The 2,319-nt window shown below is 41.1% G+C and carries 3 protein-coding genes; 1 reads left to right on the top strand and 2 read right to left on the bottom strand.

The genetic code is table 11. The features are described 5' to 3' along the window. Positions 1 to 177: 177 nt before the first annotated feature. Together VLN09_RS09975 and VLN09_RS09970 are read right to left on the bottom strand one after the other, a co-directional pair. Positions 178 to 501 (bottom strand): hypothetical protein, encoded by a 324-nt coding sequence (locus VLN09_RS09975; protein ID WP_325246105.1) that lies wholly within the window; start codon positions 499 to 501, stop codon positions 178 to 180. A gap of 203 nt (positions 502 to 704) precedes the next feature. Then, positions 705 to 1,610, bottom strand: coding sequence for a DMT family transporter (locus tag VLN09_RS09970; RefSeq protein WP_325246103.1), 906 nt, complete (start codon positions 1,608 to 1,610; stop codon positions 705 to 707). 103 nt (positions 1,611 to 1,713) lie between these two features. Between VLN09_RS09970 and VLN09_RS09965 the strand changes: the two genes are divergently transcribed. Continuing rightward, the coding region (locus VLN09_RS09965; protein ID WP_325246101.1) for a DUF421 domain-containing protein at positions 1,714 to 2,319 on the top strand (606 nt) is incomplete at its 3' end.

Here is a 2,319-nt window from a genome sequence, read left to right as displayed (position 1 = left end):
ACAGCAGCACATTCTACCAATGGTGCAAATATACGCTAATTCCAAGTCTTAAAACCAAATGTGTGATTGTCATGGATATGAGCGAGGATCAAGCAAAGCACTGCTTTGCCCGAGTGCAAGACGAGAGCTATGCTCGAGTGACTCGGTTTCATAAGAATAAGCGTATTCAAAAACTCCTCAACAGGCATGGCCATCGTATTTTATACCCATGGCATAAAATACAAATACTATAAATGCCACAATTACAGGGGTGAAAATCCAAATGGCGACATTGATCAATAATGAAGACAATATGCCACTAAATAACGTGGTATGAGGCGAGATAAAGTCTGTCACAACATCAATCGCCCGCTTAGCAATCGGAAATAGTAGCGTGCTGACCGCCAAGATATAGTTGTATTTGGCAAAATCAGGATTGCTCGTTAGGACGATAGTGTAAAACCCTATTAAAAAGGCAGCACTCAATACCCAACATTTGAGGGTATAGCTTAAACGAATCATATCGCATCTTCCTGAAGCCTGCCATGTTATTCATGAACAGTAGAAAATTGACCATTTTCTATAAATAAATTCTAAATAATGAATATATTATATATGTTGTATTATGAATGTATTTTGCAAGTAAACAATTTTCTTTAACTGGCTAAAACAGATAGGTGAGAGAAGATGGTGTGTTTTTTCGTCTAAGAATGAACGTTTAATGGCTATTTATTTAAAATAAAGACCAATACTGCGCTCAAGATGACAGTGCTTGCTACTATAAAAGTTAAAGTGATTGGCTCGGATAACACTAATACGCCGAGTAGCGCTGCAAGCACAGGCACACAAAGCTGTATAACAGCCGCTTGGGTGTTTTTTAATAAAGGCATTGCTATATACCAGATGCTATAGCCGATGCCAGAGGCAACTGCTCCTGATGCACATCCCAGCCATATTCCTTCCATGGTGATACTGTCCATATGGATGAGCGGCACGCCCAAACTGCCTTGATATATAAAACCAATGCCCAGCAATATAGGTATCGCTACCAGACTTCTAATGAAATTAAAACCTGTGGCTCGCAGCGGTGAGGCGCAGGTCTTGCCGCGTATACTATAAGTACCCCATGCCACGCCGCTGACAGCCATCAGCATGGCAGCGAGTAATGAGGGCATCGCGGTCGACGGTAGCATCAAATATACAAATCCTGCGATAGCAATAATAAAGGCAACCCATTGCACAGCGCTTAAGGTTTCTTTTTTATAAATACCCCAACTAATCATGGTGAGCTGAACGGCTGAAAATAAAATCAGCGCCCCAGTGCCAGTCTCAAGCTCCACATAGGCAATTGAAAAACACAGCGCATAAATAACTAAGCTTATGCTACTCAGCCAACTCCCTTTTTCACTTAATATCTTGTCATTGAAAGGATGGCTAAGTTTCGATGTGCGATGTCGTAAGTAGTAGAACTGAGTTGCCATGATAATACCCAAGCAGACAGCAGCGCTTGATAGGCGAACAATAGTGAAGCTCAAAGCGTCTATGTAACCCTCTGCTAATGCCATCCTACACAACAGAGAGTTTGCTGCAAAGGCTATTAACGCAATCAGTGTATACAATGTGACTTTCAAAAATAATTCCTACAATCAGTAAGTGAGTTTTTGCATAAAATAGAACAGCTTTAGATAGAGTGGTTTTGATGCCATCATTAAAAATAATAACAAGGGAAGAAATATGGATTGGGCAAGTATTCTTATTCATGACACAACATGGGCATTTGCTGCTGAGATATTGATACGTGTCATTGTCATGTTTGTGCTGATCATTTCATTTTTGCGCTTTACCGGCAAGCGCGGCGTTCGTCAGCTATCCATCTTTGAGCTTACCATCATCTTGTCACTCGGTTCTATCGCAGGTGACCCGATGTTTACTGAAGATTTGCCGATTATCCAAGCGGTATTAATCATGAGCACGGTGATATTACTTTATCGGCTCTGTACATGGGGTATGATGAAATATCAGCCTTTCGAAGATTTGCTAGAGGGGAAGTCCTTATATATCGTCGAAGATGGGATGTTGGTACACGATAAAATAGCAGAAGGGAAAATGTCACATGATGAGTTTTTTGCAGAAATGCGCCAACAGGGAGTCGAACATCTAGGTCAGGTTCGTACGGGTTTGCTTGAAACCGATGGTAATTTTAGTCTGTTGTTATATCCACCTGAGGACACATGTTATGGTTTGCCACTTTTTCCTAAGCAGTATCAGGCGGTTGAACAGGTAGAATCAGGAGTATATTACGCTTGTATGTATTGCGGACATCTCGAGTTTATCTCTGAT

Origin of the sequence: Psychrobacter sp. (assembly GCF_035469765.1) — a bacterium.
GTDB lineage: Bacteria > Pseudomonadota > Gammaproteobacteria > Pseudomonadales > Moraxellaceae > Psychrobacter.
Note: the sequence above shows the minus strand (reverse complement) of the source record. Positions and strands in the feature narration are given on the sequence as shown.

What these genes read in the sequence shown, in the direction of transcription:
- VLN09_RS09975 (WP_325246105.1), bottom strand. Translation starts at nt 501, where the DNA reads ATGATTCGTTTAAGCTATACCCTCAAATGTTGGGTATTGAGTGCTGCC.